10 protein-coding genes and 1 pseudogene are annotated in these 16981 nt (G+C 44.6%); 6 read left to right on the forward strand and 5 right to left on the reverse strand.

The genetic code is table 11. The features are described 5' to 3' along the window. Both R7041_RS19175 and tadA read left to right on the forward strand, forming a co-directional pair. On the forward strand, positions 1–231 hold a 231-nt coding region (locus tag R7041_RS19175), incomplete at its 5' end, for an AbgT family transporter (protein ID WP_318128686.1). 252 nt (positions 232–483) lie between these two features. Beyond that, on the forward strand, positions 484–993 hold the full coding sequence (gene tadA / locus R7041_RS19180; RefSeq protein WP_373920991.1) for a tRNA adenosine(34) deaminase TadA: 510 nt from the start codon (positions 484–486) through the stop codon (positions 991–993). A 573-nt stretch (positions 994–1566) separates the two neighbouring features. On the opposite strand, the gene mltF is transcribed toward tadA, so the two are convergent. Next, positions 1567–3144, reverse strand: a complete 1578-nt coding sequence (mltF, locus tag R7041_RS19185) for a membrane-bound lytic murein transglycosylase MltF (protein WP_206949561.1) — start codon at positions 3142–3144, stop codon at positions 1567–1569. Between the two features lie 299 nt (positions 3145–3443). Here mltF and purL point away from each other — a divergent pair, with 299 nt between their 5' ends. Beyond that, positions 3444–7337 (forward strand): phosphoribosylformylglycinamidine synthase, encoded by a 3894-nt coding sequence (gene purL, locus R7041_RS19190; RefSeq protein WP_064369025.1) that lies wholly within the window; start codon positions 3444–3446, stop codon positions 7335–7337. 279 nt (positions 7338–7616) lie between these two features. Further along, positions 7617–7925 carry a DUF3622 domain-containing protein gene (locus R7041_RS19195; RefSeq protein ID WP_025998700.1) on the forward strand — a complete coding sequence of 103 codons (309 nt, stop codon included), beginning with the start codon at positions 7617–7619 and terminating at the stop codon, positions 7923–7925. A gap of 90 nt (positions 7926–8015) precedes the next feature. Here R7041_RS19195 and R7041_RS19200 read toward each other — a convergent pair. The 3 genes and pseudogenes from R7041_RS19200 to R7041_RS19210 all read right to left on the reverse strand — a co-directional run bounded on the left by R7041_RS19200 (position 8016) and on the right by R7041_RS19210 (position 12092). Next, positions 8016–8456, reverse strand: a pseudogene (locus R7041_RS19200) (DNA-directed RNA polymerase subunit beta). A 118-nt stretch (positions 8457–8574) separates the two neighbouring features. Then, positions 8575–10761 carry a TonB-dependent receptor domain-containing protein gene (locus R7041_RS19205; RefSeq protein ID WP_064369026.1) on the reverse strand — a complete coding sequence of 729 codons (2187 nt, stop codon included), beginning with the start codon at positions 10759–10761 and terminating at the stop codon, positions 8575–8577. Between the two features lie 263 nt (positions 10762–11024). Continuing rightward, positions 11025–12092 carry a succinylglutamate desuccinylase/aspartoacylase family protein gene (locus tag R7041_RS19210; protein WP_064369027.1) on the reverse strand — a complete coding sequence of 356 codons (1068 nt, stop codon included), beginning with the start codon at positions 12090–12092 and terminating at the stop codon, positions 11025–11027. Between the two features lie 330 nt (positions 12093–12422). On the opposite strand from R7041_RS19210, the gene R7041_RS19215 reads away from it, so the two are divergent. Beyond that, on the forward strand, positions 12423–12962 hold the full coding sequence (locus R7041_RS19215; RefSeq protein WP_005381596.1) for a DUF3332 domain-containing protein: 540 nt from the start codon (positions 12423–12425) through the stop codon (positions 12960–12962). Positions 12963–13026: 64 nt separating this feature from the next. Here the strand turns inward: R7041_RS19215 and R7041_RS19220 are convergent, their stop codons facing one another. Beyond that, on the reverse strand, positions 13027–14499 hold the full coding sequence (locus R7041_RS19220; protein ID WP_005381594.1) for an aminoacyl-histidine dipeptidase: 1473 nt from the start codon (positions 14497–14499) through the stop codon (positions 13027–13029). 1023 nt (positions 14500–15522) lie between these two features. On the opposite strand from R7041_RS19220, the gene R7041_RS19225 reads away from it, so the two are divergent. Beyond that, on the forward strand, positions 15523–16812 hold the full coding sequence (locus R7041_RS19225; protein ID WP_005381592.1) for an NCS2 family permease: 1290 nt from the start codon (positions 15523–15525) through the stop codon (positions 16810–16812). Positions 16813–16981 lie beyond the last annotated feature (169 nt).

Here is a 16981-nt window from a genome sequence, read left to right on the forward strand (position 1 = left end):
TACCGTGTGGGTGACTCTGTATCGAACATCATTTCGCCTCTAATGGTATTTTTCCCTCTTGTAGTGGTTTACTGTCAGCGTTATGTGAAGTCGGCTGGTATCGGTACGCTTGCGTCACTAATGATGCCATTCTCGATCGCAATGCTGATCGGTTGGTCTATCTTCCTAGTTGCTTATTGGATGGTAGGTATCCCGCTAGGCATTCAAGCTCCTTACACTTACACAATGTAAAAACGTGTAGGGTGTGAAAGCCACTAATTGGCAGCCGAAAAGCGCAGGTCTTCGATCTGCGCTTTTTTGTTCTCGCACAACGAACATCGATAGGTCTTGTAACTAGGTTTTTTGGGGTTGCAGACTTTGTCCCGTGATGTGTTGCTGTAGTGAAACCGAAGTTGGTGATAAAATTCCCGACTTCAATCGTTTTTTGTTTCTTTGGAGCCTCCTTTGTCTAACCATCCGTTTACCCCTCAAGATGAATTGTTTATGCGCAGAGCGATGGAGCTTGCTGAGCAAGCAGAAGCTGAGGGGGAAGTACCTGTTGGCGCAGTGCTTGTCAAAGATGGTGAAATTATCGCTGAGGGGTGGAATCGCTCTATTGGTACTAATGACGCTACCGCACATGCTGAGATCCAAACGCTGCGTAAAGCAGGCCAAAAGCTAGAAAATTACCGCCTTCTGGATACGACGTTATATGTAACACTTGAGCCATGCCCAATGTGTGCCGGAGCCTTATTGCATAGCCGCGTTAAGCGGGTTGTTTTTGGAGCGCCAGATTTAAAAGCTGGAGCAGCAGGAACAGTGCTTAATTTGTTTGAAAGCCAAGCCGCTTACCATTACACCTTAGTTGAAAAGGGGCTGCTAGAAAATGAGTGCCGTACTCAGCTACAAGCGTTTTTTAAGCGCCGCCGAAAGGAAATTAAAGCGAAGAAGCAAGCACAAAAAGCATTAGAAAATCGAGAGAGCGAGCAAGGTAGTGGGAGTAGTGAGGGCTAGCAAACACCTACAACGTGGTAGATGTTTGCTTGGACGCACTAGTGATTGACTAAATGTACAAAAACACGATTACGTGAACTTACTTTCTTTTTCATACATGTCAGTTTACGTTTACGTCGGATAGCAGCTACTGTGTTATTTAAACGCTTTGACTGCACTCTACGTCTTCTCATATTCAAAACCTCCTGCAGACAAGACTTATACCAGTAAAGCGCGGCTCATCGATGCTTGGCAATAGGCTCGATAATCGCACTAAACATTGTATGGTTTAAACGTTCTTCATTTGACTTCTGCATTGCACAGAGCCAGCAAACAATTTCAATACGATGCTTAATAATAGGAGTGACGTTATTTCGGCAGAGTGTAGCCGAAGGCGCCGCTTCATCAAGTGAGCTAAACCATGTGGTTACAAAGCAATCAGTTTTACTAACGATAAAGAAAAGGCGACCAACCAAAGGAATGGTTGAGTGTGGTTGGTGTCACTCAGAATATTGGATTCTAGATAAGTTTTCGTTAGGACTCAACAAAAATGACGAGCTTCATAGGCTCGTCATTTTTTAGTTTACCGCGGGTTTATTCTTCAATGCTTTCTTGTTCGGTGTCTTCTTCAACCGTGACGTCAGAAGCGCCAGAGACTTGTTCTACGACGGTCTCTACTGCGCCCGATATCAAAATGTCGGGGTTGAGCGGCGGAATCACTTGCAAGTCATCGCTATTCTCATCAATCGCTAGCTGTTGGCTGACATGACCAATGATGGATTGGTAGTAACGTCGAATATTTTCTACGTAATTACGCGCTTCATCGCCTCTGGCGTACCCATAGCGAGTTTGGCTGTAATAGCGCTTCTGACGAAGTAAAGGCAGCCTGTCTTTTACATCGGCCCAAGCGTTCGGATCGCCACCTTGTGCTTTGGTGAGTCGTCGTGCGTCCATCATGTGGCCGTAACCAATATTGTATGAAGCTAACGCAAACCATATTTTTTCATGCTCGTTGATGCTATCAGGCACGCGACCTACAATGCGACGTAAATACTCGACACCACCACGAACAGATTGCTCAGGGTCTAAACGGTTTGTTACCCCGACGCTTTTCGCTGTTGGCAGAGTAAGCATCATCATCCCCCTAACACCCGTTGGCGATTTTGCTGTTGGTTTCCAATGTGACTCTTGATAAGCCAATGCTGCAATTAATCGCCAGTCGAACTCTTCGCTGTATTTTTGGAATAAAGGTGCCCATTTAGGCAATTTGTCATCCAGAGCTCGAATGAATGCGCGAGTATCAACGTAGTCAAATGCTTCAATATGACCAATGTACTTTTCTTCGAGGGTGGACAGTTCTCCTGATTGTTTGATGTTACCGAAAAACTCTATCAGCATCGCATACAAGCTTTCGTCTTCAGAACGTCGAGTAAACCAAGACACAGGTTGATCTTCTGTAAGTTCAAACGCGAGCGCAAGATCGGGGTAAAGGCGTTGAGCAAGGGAAAGTTCCACCGAATCAGTCACAGTAAAACGTAACTCACCCGTCGATACGTATTTGAGTAAGTCTCTCGTGTCAGCATCACCAACAATTTCAAACTGAAGTTCTGGATACTGCTTCTTTAACGCTGTTAGGGTCGGAACATATTGCGATTGTTCAACGATCTTTAATGTTTGAGCGCCTGCATTTGTATCTTCGTCGGACTCGTCGTCTTTCGAGGCTTGGTATTCAATGAGTTGTTCGATATCACGTGGTCGAAGTTGCCCTTTTTTATATACCACTTGTTGGCTTACATAATAATAGGCAGGGCCTGGTCTAAATCGTTTGACTGCTTGTGACGTTTGATTTAAACCCGTAGCGATGATATCGATATCTCCTTTCTTAAGAGCAGGAAAAAGCTCAGCCTGGCGAAAGGCTGGTTTAATCTCGAGTTTGACGCCGAGCTGTTCCGCAAACTGACGCGCCAATTCGTAATCCAACCCTGCGGGACCATCGGGACCTATGTAGTAGGAAAGCTGATTGTTTAGCGTGCCAACACGAAGCACACCACGTTCTTGAATTTTTTCAAATTCACTTTTGGGCTCCGACTCAATCTGGCAAGCTGAGAGCAAAAGAACAGAAACTAAAATTAGAGCACTGCGCTTGAGCCGGTTGAAGTGACTTATTTGCATTAATAGGTACATCTTGGAAAATTTCTATTTGCCTTTATATCAAAGCGAGCTCATGGGGCAAAGTGAATCACACACTTATAACGTGACATTGTGTGTTTTATCGACATTTTAGTTGTAATTCAAATTTGACAAAAAAAATGACGCAAACGGTTGCTTTTGGTGTTACATCACAAAAACAATTACTATATAATGCGCTCGCAATGACGAGGTGGAATCGGCATAGGTTCGACAGGGCTTATTTTAAGTGTCTGAATTTATTCCAATATCACCTTAATCAATTGCATAAGAGACCTAAGCACATGAGAATTTTGCGTGGCTCCCCAGCTCTTTCTGAGTTTCGTGTTAATAAACTACTGGAACTTTGTCGTGAACAAGATCTGCCTGTAACTAGCATTTATGCCGAGTTTATGCACTTTGCCGATCTAAAGTCAGACCTTGATGACCAAGAGTTAGAAAAACTTGAAAAGTTACTAACTTACGGCCCAACCATCGAAGAGCATGAGCCTGAAGGTCTTCTACTTCTTGTCACGCCTCGTCCTGGCACTATCTCGCCTTGGTCTTCTAAATCTACCGATATCGCTGTTAACTGTGGTCTGGATAAAGTGAAACGTCTAGAGCGTGGTACGGCTTATTATGTCGAATCTTCAGTTGTTCTATCAGAAGCTCAAGCTGACGCTGTTAAAGCGTTAATTCACGACCGCATGATGGAAACAGTATTCACAGAATTTGAAGCCGCATCAGCATTATTTACTGTTGCAGAGCCTAAGCCTGTCGCACATGTTGATATCTTAGCTGGCGGTCGTCTTGCGCTTGAAGAGGCAAACGTTTCCCTTGGCTTGGCACTCGCAGAAGATGAAATTGATTACTTGGTAGAGAACTTTACTAAGCTTGGGCGTAACCCAAACGACATTGAATTGATGATGTTTGCTCAGGCGAACTCAGAGCATTGTCGCCACAAAATTTTTAACGCAGATTGGACTATCGACGGGGTAGATCAACCTAAGTCTTTGTTCAAAATGATCAAAAACACTTTTGAAACGACACCTGACTATGTACTGTCTGCATACAAAGACAACGCAGCCGTTATGACAGGTTCTAAAGCGGGGCGTTTCTTCCCTGACCCTAAATCTCGTCAATACACGTACCACCATGAAGATACGCACATCTTGATGAAGGTAGAAACGCACAACCACCCAACGGCAATCTCTCCATGGCCGGGCGCATCGACTGGCTCAGGCGGTGAAATCCGTGACGAAGGCGCGACGGGTATCGGCGGTAAGCCAAAAGCGGGTCTGGTTGGCTTTACAACCTCTAACTTACGTATTCCTGGTTTTGAACAGCCATGGGAAACCGACTTCGGCAAGCCGGGTCGTATTGTAAATGCGTTAGACATCATGCTTGAAGGCCCTCTAGGCGGCGCGGCATTCAACAACGAATTTGGTCGTCCAAATCTATTGGGTTACTTCCGTACTTACGAAGAAAAAGTCACTTCTCATGCGGGTGAAGAAATTCGTGGTTACCACAAACCAATCATGATTGCTGGTGGTATGGGTAACATCCGCGATGAACACGTACAGAAGAAAGAGATCCCTGTGGGTGCGAGCCTAATCGTACTTGGTGGTCCGGCAATGAACATCGGTCTTGGTGGTGGCGCGGCATCTTCCATGGCATCTGGTCAGTCAGCAGAAGATCTGGACTTCGCTTCAGTACAGCGTGAAAACCCAGAGATGGAACGTCGTTGTCAGGAAGTGATCGACCGTTGTTGGCAGTTAGGCGACGACAACCCAATCGCATTTATCCACGATGTGGGTGCAGGCGGTATCTCTAACGCATTGCCTGAACTTGTCGACGACGGTGAGCGTGGCGGTAAGTTCCAATTACGCGATGTACCAAACGATGAGCCGGGCATGAGCCCACTGGAAATCTGGTGTAACGAATCACAGGAACGTTACGTTCTAGCGGTGGCGCCAGAAAACATGGAAGCATTCGACGCCATCTGTAAGCGTGAACGCGCACCGTATGCAGTGGTGGGTGTGGCGACAGAAGAGCGTCATCTAACGCTAGAAGATTCTCACTTCGACAATACGCCAATCGATATGCCAATGGATATCCTGCTTGGTAAGCCACCGAAGATGCACCGTGACGCAACCACACTAAAAGTGGAAAGCCCTGCCATTGTTCGTGATGGTATTGAGCTTAATGAAGCGGTGGATCGCGTACTTCGTCTTCCTGCTGTTGCAGAAAAAACATTCCTAATTACTATCGGTGACCGAACAGTAACGGGTCTGGTTGCTCGTGATCAAATGGTTGGTCCTTGGCAGGTACCAGTAGCAAACTGCGCAGTAACAGCGGCAAGCTACGACACTTACCATGGCGAAGCAATGTCGATGGGTGAGCGCACGCCAGTGGCATTACTAGACTTTGGAGCATCGGCTCGCCTAGCCGTTGGTGAGTCACTAACGAACATTGCGGCAACAGACATCGGTGATATTAAACACATTAAACTGTCTGCGAACTGGATGTCTCCAGCGGGTCACCCAGGTGAAGATGCGGGTCTTTACGAAGCAGTGAAAGCGGTTGGTGAAGAATTGTGTCCTGCGTTAGGTTTGACGATCCCAGTTGGTAAAGACTCCATGTCGATGAAAACCAAGTGGGAAGAAAACGGCGAGAGCAAAGAAGTCACTTCTCCACTGTCGCTAGTTATCACGGCATTTGGTCGTGTGGAAGACGTACGTAAGACCGTGACTCCACAACTACGCACTGACAAAGGAGATACCTCTCTAGTTCTTGTTGACTTGGGTAACGGAAAAAACCGCTTAGGTGCGACAGCATTGGCACAAGTATACAAACAGCTGGGTGACAAACCTGCTGACGTAGATAATGCAGAGCAGCTAAAAGGCTTCTTTGATGCAATGCAAGCGTTAGTACGTGATGACAAGCTAGTGGCTTACCACGATAAAGGCGACGGCGGTCTTTTTGTTACACTGGCTGAGATGGCGTTCGCGGGTCACTGTGGCGTAAAAGCGAACATCGCAGAGCTGGGTGATGATGCGCTAGCCGTTCTATTTAACGAAGAGCTAGGTGCGGTTGTTCAAGTTAAGAATGATGATCTAGATTCAGTTCTATCTACTCTGGCGGCAAACGGCTTACAGGCATGCTCACATGTGATTGGTTCTGTTGAAGCTTCAGATGACTTTGTTATCACTTCTGGTGATGCAGTTGTGCTTGAACGTTCACGTACCGAACTACGCGTTATCTGGGCTGAAACAACGCATAAGATGCAAAGTCTACGTGATAACCCAGCGTGTGCAGACCAAGAGCACGAAGCTAAGAAAGACAACTCTGACCCTGGTCTAAACGTTAAGCTCAGCTTCGACGTAAATGAAGACGTTGCAGCACCGTACATTGCGAAAGGTGCTAAACCTAAGATGGCAATCCTACGTGAGCAGGGCGTTAACTCCCACGTCGAAATGGCAGCAGCGTTTGACCGCGCAGGTTTTGAAGCAACCGACATCCATATGAGCGATATCCTAACAGGCCAAGCGGTACTGGATGAATACCATGGCTTAGTAGCTTGTGGTGGCTTCTCTTACGGCGACGTACTAGGTGCGGGTGAAGGTTGGGCTAAGTCTATCCTGTTTAACGCACAAGCTCGTGAACAGTTCCAAGCCTTCTTCAACCGTGAAGAGACGTTCTCTTTAGGTGTATGTAACGGTTGTCAGATGCTATCAAACCTGAAAGAGCTGATCCCAGGTGCAGACTTGTGGCCACGTTTTGTGCGCAACGAATCTGAGCGTTTTGAAGCGCGCTTTAGTCTAGTTGAAGTTCAGAAATCTGATTCTGTATTCTTCGACGGAATGGCTGGTTCGCGCATGCCAATCGCGGTTTCCCACGGTGAAGGGCGTGTAGAAGTACGTGATGCAGAGCACCTAGCAGCGATTGAAGCATCAGGTACGGTTGCGGTTCGTTACGTGGATAACCTCGGTAACCCAACACAACAATACCCGAACAACCCGAATGGTTCGCCAAATGCGATTACCGGTTTAACAACAGCAGACGGTCGCGTAACTATCATGATGCCTCACCCAGAGCGCGTATTCCGCACAGTTGCGAACTCTTGGGCTCCGGAAGGTTGGGGTGAAAATGGCGCTTGGATGCGTATGTTCCAAAATGCCCGTAAGAATATCGGTTAATTAACCAAAGGTTAATCTAGCTTAAGTAAAGCGTTGGTTGAGAGACCAGCGCTTTCTTTTTTCTTCGTCGCTCTTTCTAGTGACTTGGCGAAACGTTGCTTTGTTCTGCCTCTTCTTTGTCATCTATTATCTAGCGTAAAAAACTTGCAGCGTTTAGATTACTTTTATGCTCTAATACCGCGCTTACCAAGGGATGGTGTTAAACAGCTCAGCTTAGATGGAGTTATCAAGTTGACCGAATCCCTGATTGATCCCTAAATCCCTTAGGAAATGAAAGAAATGTCTAAGAATCCAAAATTTGCTATCCGCGTCACTGAAAAACGTAACGGCTGGAGCGCAGAAATCACTCGCCAAGTGACATCTCGTAAGACTGTAGTATCAAAGCGTGAAACAGGCTTTGACAGCGAAGAGAAAGCACAAGCTTGGGCTGAACAAGAACTGGCTGGATTTATCCAAAACCAAGTGGTTCGTAACGAGCGTAAAGCAGCGCAACGTCAAGAGCGTGAAGCAGAACAACTAGCGGCAAAAGTTCGTAAAGAAGAAGCCCGCAAAGCACGTGAAACCGAAGTAGACACTGACGAAGAATAAGTTTAAATCGGTGAGATGGTGACGTTACCCATCAAACAAATAGTGAAAATGCCCTGAGTTTTGTCTCAGGGCATTTTTTATTTATATCGGCTAAAAACAATCCGATGATACGGACAGGCTAAACGTGCCGTCTTCAGGGGCTGCAAATTGTTTATTGCCAGGAAGAAGGTGAGGGTTATTAGCATAAGTGCGATGTGTCGATTTGACCTTTGCAGAATGTCTTTCCGGTAAATCAAAGTGTTGTAAGCCGTCAGATAGATCGTTTGCTTCACCGTAGTCGAAATGTGTTGCGACGTCTTTGGGCTGCTTGGCGTAACGACAGTGATCCGGCTTACCATCTTCGTGCCAAGTTAAAGAGTTAGTTTTTGCATCTAGATTCAGGTTATTTGCTGTTGGCTGTGCGTAAAAATCTTATGAAACTTGGTGCTTGCTTTGTTCTTGTAAGTAGTCTGCAATGCTCTCAGAAGCTTGCGCTAGGCTACCTACAGGGAAGAAGCAAATCAGAAGAAGCCGTGTTTTTAGATTGTTCATAATGTGTATGCAAGCAAAAGGAAATGATAATACTGATAAATAAAACGGCGTGCAATTATGGCCATTGGATACGATATAACAGGGCAGTTAATGTCTGCCCTGCATCTTTTAGGTATGGTTAGTATTGATAAGTGAGGTGCAGTTTGACTTCGCGACCAGGCGAAGGCACGCCATTAGATAGGTATGCTTCGTAGTAACGATCGGTTAAGTTTTTCACAACCGCGCCAACGCTCAAGCCTTCGACTTGTTGTATTTCCCAAACCACGTAAGCGTTTTGTAGCGTGTATTGCTCACTTGGCGATTTCACTTTTAAATTATTACCGCTTGCCTTGGTTTTGGTTTGCGCATCATACCAACGGACTTCCCAGCCCGTACGTAAACCAGGAATCCATTCGTAACCTAAACCCAGATTAATGTTTAATGGCGGTACATCAGGATGATCATCATCTGAACCTGTAGAGTCAGATAGGCTACCTTTGTTTTTGCCGCGAATGTAACTTGCTGAGAAATTACTGTAGAAATCTTCAATCCGGTATTGTGAAATTAGCTCAAAGCCATAGTTTTTAAAGCCATCTAGGTTTGTATTCCAGCTTTGTAACTCAGTAGTATTTTTGTCGAGGTTTTCGCCCGTTCGTATATCAACTGTGTCGCTAACATCGTTATAGAACATAGTTAACTCTGTTGCGAGGTTATCGCGAGAGTTCACCAGCCCTTCCGTTAAGTTGATAACGCTTGCTTGATAAGCATGGATACGAGACACGTCCAGATTCAAAGCAGTAGCCGTAGCGGTAGCTCGCGCATATTGCACTGAGTAGATGTTATCAACGGTTGGTGCTTTTAAAGCGTAGGCGTAGGAGGCGTTTAAACGCGTATTATTGCTCGCATCAAAGTCGATATCCAAACGTGGGCTAAAGCCTTTATGCGTCGTTTCACCATAGTCATGTCCGGCAGCTGGATCATTATAATCCGGCGCTGCGTTCCCTTTTCCTTCACTCTTGATGTATTCGTAACGCAGAGAAGGTGTGATTGTTAGGCGGTCTGTTGCTTGATAGTGATCAGCAATGTAAGCGGCATAAATTGACTGCGTGCCAGATGGTTCGTAGTAAGGGGTGTACCAACCGTAGTTTTTCGCTTCATTACTGTCGTATGATGCGTTGAATACTAACGAGTCTCTATCGGTTTTTTGATATTGAAGCCCAGTGACTAGAGTGTGGTCTCCGAATTGCGCTTGGTTAAACACATCAACGTAATCACGCTCGTAACTCAGCCATGACTCATGACCGTAGCTGCCAACAGAAACGAACATTTTCTCGAATGCTACGTCAGGGCGAACCCAATGACGATCGTTTTTGGAACGTGCCATTTTGATATTGAAATCAATATACGGGTTAGTCGGCATGTAGTGGTAAGAGATGGTTGTGGTGTTGTCCGTGTATTTGTTATCGACGGTGTAAGCGTATTGGGCTTTTTCTAATGAGCCGTATTTCTTGATATTGTATTCGGTGATGTTAGGCATTTTTCCGCGGCGGTTAGCCCAAGGTTTACGACCTTCATCTTTGTAGCGAGTGTGGCTAATTTCAAACTCGTGATCGTTGTTTTCATAACCGACCTTTACGAGCATGTTTTCTTGCTCATAACCTGAGTAATCCAGCGTTTCACCACCTCCGACTTTAATGTCATCAGAATCTTTTACCGAGCCATTCGCTAGAAAATAAAAACCAGTATCGTTTTTACCATAGAGTGTTAGCGTGTAGGCGTTCTCATCACCGTTAGTGTTGTATGCACTTGAGATGCGAGCACCAAAGTTTCTGTCGCCGTAAAGGAGATCATCGACACTTTTGGTTTTAATGCGAATGGAGCCACCAAACTTCCCGTTGAGTGCTCGATAGTCGTGCGCGCCCTTGATAATTTCTGCTTCGCCAATTAAGAACGGATCAAAAAAGAAGGTACCGTAGCGGTATTGTTGAAAGCCAATTGGAGCGCCATCGACAAAGACGGCGATATCGCTTGGATCATCAAAACCACGAATGTTAATACGTTCGCCACCAGAACGACCGCCACCATCTATTGATGCACCGGGAACGGCATCGATCATTGAGGCAAAATTAGAGTACTGTTGCTCTTCAATCTCTGACCAATTAATGGTGGTTTGCGCAGGCTCAGCAATGGTAATAGGTTTGGCATAACGAACGCCTATGACTTCAAGCTCTTCATTTGGCGTTGTCTCAGCATATGAATAAAGAGGGAAGAGCAAAGCCAGTGAAATGAGATTTACTTTGAATGGATGACTTATTAATCGTTTCATATTGATGATTTATAGTGTTTTTATGAAGCTCGGATTATAAGAACATTATTACGATTAATAAATGATAATGAGATTAATTATCAAATGTGTTTTTGCGATGGATTGTAAAGTTTTTTATCCATTCGTGGAAACTACGATAAGTATCGTTAGCGTACATAAAACAAAAAGCCCAGCATCATGGACGCTGAGCTTATTGGCTTTAAACAAGATAGTGCGAGCACTGTTGCTCCTTTTGAGCTAATCAGGCGCCTACTTGATAGGAATTACTGAGTTTCTAACGGTATCTGTCCGGTTGTCAGCGGCTCGGCATCGAATTCAGTGAGGCCTTCAATATAGCTTTCGACTGCTTGCTCTAAAGCATTATCACCTTGGTTAAAATAGGCAAGGTGGAAAATTGCATCGCCTTCGTTCACCAATGGTAATGTTTGTTGACCGATAACCAAACCACGCTTCGGGGCTTTTAGTTCTATCTCATCATGACCAAGAGGAGAGCTAATGTAAGCGAGCGATTCCCCCTGTTCTACTTTGTCTCCCAGATTAACGACAGTACGCAAAATGCCGTTACCTGACGCGCGAACCCAGCTGGTGGACTTAGCTATGATAGGCTCAGGCAGCTTTTTCCTGCTCGCTCGCAACATACCAATGGCTTGCATTACGCGCCGAACCCCGAGTACACCAGCGCTGATCGAAAGTGGATCAAAACGCAATGCTTCGCCAGCTTCGTAGGTGAGCACTGGAATATCGCATTTTTCTGCTTCACTGCGTAAAGAGCCATCACGCAATGCTGAATCAACAATCACTGGCGTTGCAAATGCTTGAGCAATACGCAGAGTTTCTGAGTTGCTTAAGTTTGCGCGGATCTGTGGCAAGTTCGTGCGATGAATGGCCCCTGTGTGTAGATCCAAAATGTAGTCACAACGCTTGGCAATGTTGTTAAAGAACCCGTGTGCCATACGAGATGCAAGTGCGCCTTTTTCACTGCCAGGAAAGCAACGGTTGAGATCTCGTCGGTCGGGCAAGTAACGAGATTTATGGATGAAACCAAAAACGTTAACGATAGGTACTGCAATGACAGTGCCTTTCAGTTTTTGTGGATCCAGTTGGTTAATGATCTGACGAACGATTTCTACGCCATTAAGCTCATCACCATGGATAGCGGCATTCACCATTAACACTGGTCCTTCTTGTTTCCCATGGATGATTTCCACAGGAATAGATAAAGGCGAATGTGTATATAGCTTCGCTGCTTCAAATTCGATCTCTAATCGTTGTCCTGGTTGTATTTGATGTCCTAAGAGCTCAAATACTTTGCTTTTTTTACTTCTGGCCATAAACCATCTCTGTCAAATGCGTCATCAGCAATGTAACAATTGCTGCAAAATCGCACTAATCATTCTCATTAAGGACACGACAAATTACTTTAATCGTCATGCGTGAAATTTTGGTATGTGTGAAGTTTTTGTTTTCAATATGATCTTTTCTATCAGTTTAATACATAACAAGACATAGAGAAGAGTGCGCAATAATAGCCTTAAAAAATGTGACTGTATTAAAAATAATACTGTTCATGGAGGACAAAAAAACGGACTTTTAACCCTACTTTTTATCCGATAATATCCGCGCCGAATTTGAGGTTTCACACTTTCTAACTAGAGGTTTTGATGAAAAAGGCAATTGCTAAAATTGGTGCATTGACTGCGGTAGCAGTTTCACTTTCAGGTTGCGTAGGTAGTAATGCCGTGACAGGTTATGTTATGGGGTTTAACTTGAAAGCTGTTGACAACCGTTACGCTCGAGGTGGTCTAAATATGCTTTTAGCGCCTGTTTATGGTGTCGCGATCGCAGCGGATTATATCGTGTTTAACTCTCTAGAATTTTGGACGGGTAAGAACCCGTTAAATGGTAAGCCACATATCTTCGATACAAAGGTAGATACTTACATTGATGTCAATCACCAGTTAGATAAGTCGTTAACGACGGCACCAATCGCACCATTAGCGGATAACCGTGTCATTGAGCAGGGGCGAATGCAGCAAATCGATGAGAACACTGTTCAAATGGATATTACTTACAGTAACGGTGAAAAGGCGACACTCATGGGTGTACGCGATGGTGAGTTTGTTACTTACTACATTGATGGTGAAGTTGCTGCACAAACCTCAATGGATGAATTAGCCGCTTACGCGCAAAACCGTGTGTAGTTGGGTTCAACTAAACCAAAAAAAGGGTGCCGTATGGCACCCTTTGTCATTTTTCGTGATTGAATTATGCTTTCTCTGGAATCGCTTCTAAAAGCGCGACCATCTGATCCCAGTACAACTGAACAGTATCAATCTTCACTTTCTCATCTGGAGAGTGAGGGAATTTTATTGTTGGACCGAAAGAAACCATATCCATGTGTGGGTATGGTTCTTTAAATAGGCCACACTCAAGACCAGCATGGATGACCATGATGTTCGGCTTATGACCGTAAATGCCTTCATACATATCACGGAAAATTGCCATGATCTCGGAATCTGCATCTGGCTTCCAGCCAGGGTAAGCGCCTGAGAACTGAATTTGTGCGCCTGCTAGCTCAGTAATCGAGCGCAGCATGCTTTCCACTTGGCTACGGCCAGAGTCAATGAGAGAACGAATCAAGCAAAGCACGGTGACTTTATTTTCTTCTGTGCTGATCACACCAACGTTTAGAGAAGTTTCAACAACGCCTTCCACCTCATCACTCATACGGATTACGCCGTTTGGACAAGCGTTAAGTGCCGCAATGAATCGTTGCTGATCGGCGATTGAAAATACTTGCGCGTCAGTCGTGATCGCTTCATTAAAGGTTACGATACCTGTTTCGATTTTACCCAATTCAGTTTTAAGCAGCTCAGTGTAGTGGTTGAACAGCTCAGCAAGTTTGTCTTGGTTTTCGACAGGAAGCGCGACAGTAACAAACGCTTCGCGAGGGATTGCATTACGTAAGCTACCACCACGGAATTCGACTAAACGTAAATCAAGCTCTTGAGCATGACCGGCAAGGAAACGACCAAGTAATTTGTTGGCATTACCGCGACCTGTGTGAATGTCACAACCTGAGTGACCACCTTTTAGGCCTTTCAGCGTCAGTTGGCGTGTTACAAAACCTGCAGGCGTTGATTCTCGAGAAATATCGAAAGTCATGGTGCCATCAACGCCACCTGCACAACCCATGTAGACTTCGCCTTCTTGCTCAGAGTCTGTATTTAGAAGAATCTCACCCTCTAACCAACCAGCTTCAAGGCCAAATGCGCCAGTCATGCCTGCTTCTTCATCAATCGTCAGCAGAACTTCGAGTGGACCGTGCTTAATATCTTTAGATGCCAATACAGCAAGGCAAGAAGCCATACCAATACCGTTATCTGCACCAAGCGTCGTGCCTTTCGCAGTTACCCATTCGCCATCGATGTAAGGTTGGATTGGATCTTTGGTGAAGTCGTGTTCAGTGTCTTCGTTTTTCTGCGGCACCATGTCGATGTGTGCTTGAAGTACAACAGCCTTCTTATTCTCCATTCCTGGTGTTGCGGGCTTTTTGATGAACACGTTACCGGTTGGATCACGGCGAACGTCAAAGCCTTGCTCTGTTGCCCAGTTGATAATGTACTGTGCTAATGCTTCTTCATGTTTCGATGGATGAGGGATAGAACAAATCTTATCGAAAAACTGCCAAAGTGGAGCAGGTGATAAGGTACTGATCTCAGAATGGAACTCAGACACGGAGGACTCCTTTTGATGTGCTTTGCCAAATATATACCGTAAAAATGTTGTCAAGGTAGCATTAAATGCTAGACGATTTGGCCTTCAAATTGCCGTTAGCATACCACCAGATAAGGAGTACGAGTAGTCGCGATCACAAGGATTTCTCTCAGAACTGTCACAGTTTGTGAATACAATAACAAGCACTATGTGTTCTCTATCATACATTCTGAAAGTGGCTTTATTTTTTAATTCATAAAATTGTAATTTAATTACATATAAACTTTGATAAAGGTCAATTTATGTATTTTTTGTGATTCCAATCACTAAAATACTTGTAATTAAATTTCTTGGTGGTATATTTGTAACCAGCTTCTGAGAGAAGAATGAAATGCTCAAAGGATGAGTCCGTTTTATCGCCTCCAAGGAACCGAGAAATCAACGAATGTTTAATTGATTTAAAAGGTGATAGTTATGAAAGGTTTACCAAGTACAATGTTCTGGAATAGCAAGTCTGTTTACACCGGTAACTTTGTATACCCAACAAGCTTTGGCTACTAAGTGAAGTCAACGCATGTGACTCGAACAGTTTGTTCACCCCTATAAATTGGAATTTTTTTTCAGTGATAGTGCTGACATGATTCACCGCCACCCAAATTGGGTGGCGTTTTTTTATCTCTATTTTCTCTTCCTGACTCACTTATTGCCATCAAAGCCTTCTTCTATTCCCCATTCTTCGGTTTTATCGACTTTTCCATCAAATCTGTTAGATACCATGTTTAAAATGGGCCTTTTTCATCTGAAAGTTTAGTACATTGCTCAGTTTTTATTCTCTTTTAGAGAACTGTGTTATCTGGGTTACCTATTGTTTTATAAGAATATATTTCTTTGCTTGCTATGATAGATTAGAGAATGTGTTTCATATCCAAAGAAAAAAAACGCATTAGAGTGAAGATTCTATCTAGAATTTGCTATTTGATAACTTTATAATTCCCGCCAATCGATTACGCAACCGTTTACTTTTTACCTTTACAGGATTCGATCATGCTCGAGAGGCTTTTTAAACTCAGTGAAAATGGCACAAATGTGCGCACTGAGATCATTGCAGGTGTTACGACCTTCCTAACTATGGCTTACATTATTTTTGTAAACCCAGCGATCCTGTCGGATACCGGTATGGACCGTGGCGCCATTTTTGTCGCGACTTGTCTTGCTGCCGCAATCGGCTGTTTTATCATGGGATTTGTTGCCAATTACCCAATCGCACAGGCACCAGGAATGGGCCTGAACGCATTTTTTACTTACTCTGTTGTATTGGGAATGGGTTATACGTGGCAAGTTGCGTTGGCGGCTGTATTTGTTTCTGGCCTTCTGTTCATTCTTTTAAGCGTATTTAAGATCCGTGAGTGGATTATTAACTCGATCCCGCATTCTCTACGAACAGGTATTTCAGCTGGTATTGGTCTTTTCTTAGCGTTTATCGCATTAAAAAATGCAGGTATCGTCGTTGATAATCCAGCGACATTAGTTTCTATGGGAGAGATCACATCATTGCCATCTGTATTGGCCGCGATTGGCTTCTTTCTTACGATTGCACTGGTTCACCGTGGTGTGAAAGGTGCGGTGATGATCGCCATTCTTGGCGTTACAGCGCTTGGTCTTCTATTTGGTGATGTGCAGTGGGGCGGTATTATGTCAACGCCACCAAGCATTGCGCCAACTTTCATGCAACTGGATTTCTCTGGTTTGTTTGAAGTAGGCATGATTTCCGTCGTATTTGCTTTCCTATTTGTCGATTTATTTGACACCGCAGGTACGCTCGTTGGCGTTTCTCAAAAAGCTGGTCTAACTGATGAGAATGGCAACATCCCTCGTTTAAACAAAGCGTTACTTGCAGACTCAACAGCAACGTCAGTAGGTGCATTACTTGGTACCTCTAACACGACATCTTATATTGAAAGCGTTTCTGGTGTGGCTGCGGGTGGGCGTACTGGTCTAACAGCCGTAGTTGTTGGTGTACTCTTCCTACTTGCTCTATTGTTCTCACCACTTGCGGGTATGATCCCTGCTTATGCAACGTCAGGTGCGCTATTCTATGTGGCGATCTTGATGCTGTCTGGGCTAGTAAGCATTGATTGGCGTGACCTAACTGAAGCGTCCCCAGTTGTTGTGACTTGTTTAGTTATGCCGCTAACATTCTCGATTGCAGAAGGTATCACGTTAGGCTTTATCGCATACGCGGCGATCAAGTTATTCAGCGGTAAGGGCCGTGAAGTGTCGATGAGTGTATGGGTGATGTCAGCCATCTTCATCGTTAAATACCTCGTCGGTTAATTTCTCGAGCAAAAAGCCAGTGTGGATTTATTCACGCTGGCTTTTTCTTTTTTACGTTGTTCACAGAAGACGGTTTTTCTGCGGAATAGGCAGAGAATTTTGATATCACCGTTGGTATTAGCGGTGTGTTTCGGTAGAATAATCGTTTGCGCAGCTTGAAATCCTCGTC

Origin of the sequence: Vibrio sp. 1751, assembly GCF_033339895.1 — a bacterium.
GTDB classification, from domain to species: Bacteria; Pseudomonadota; Gammaproteobacteria; order Enterobacterales; family Vibrionaceae; genus Vibrio; species Vibrio alginolyticus.